Origin of the sequence: Mesorhizobium sp. M1D.F.Ca.ET.231.01.1.1 (assembly GCF_003999155.2) — a bacterium.
In the GTDB taxonomy this organism is placed as follows: domain Bacteria; phylum Pseudomonadota; class Alphaproteobacteria; order Rhizobiales; family Rhizobiaceae; genus Mesorhizobium.
The window spans coordinates 1-290 of sequence record NZ_RZOZ02000255.1 but is presented as its reverse complement, the minus strand read 5'-3'; the positions used below and the strand labels follow the sequence as shown (position 1 = coordinate 290).

Here is a 290-nt window from a genome sequence, read left to right as displayed (position 1 = left end):
ATCGCCAAGACCCCCGCTTCGACAACCGTCCAGGCAGGCGACACGACAGCGGTTTCATGCAACGCTCAGGACATCATCCTGCTGGCGGACTGATCCATGAGCATGCTTCCGGTCATCGAGGCTCCGGACTGGTACGAAACCATCCGCATGGGCGACGACATCACGCTCATCCATGAGCCGTGGATAAAGCCGTTCTTCCGCTGCAACATCTGGCATGTGCGCGGGCGCGACCGCGACCTGTTGTTCGATACCGGTCTAGGCCATTTCAGCCTGAAACGTCATGTCCCTCT

At 59.3% G+C, this 290-nt stretch carries 1 pseudogene; it reads left to right on the top strand.

Features of this window, described 5'->3' with window-relative positions:
- Positions 1 to 96: 96 nt before the first annotated feature.
- Positions 97 to 290 (top strand): annotated as a pseudogene (locus EN874_RS33190) (MBL fold metallo-hydrolase); the annotation flags it as partial.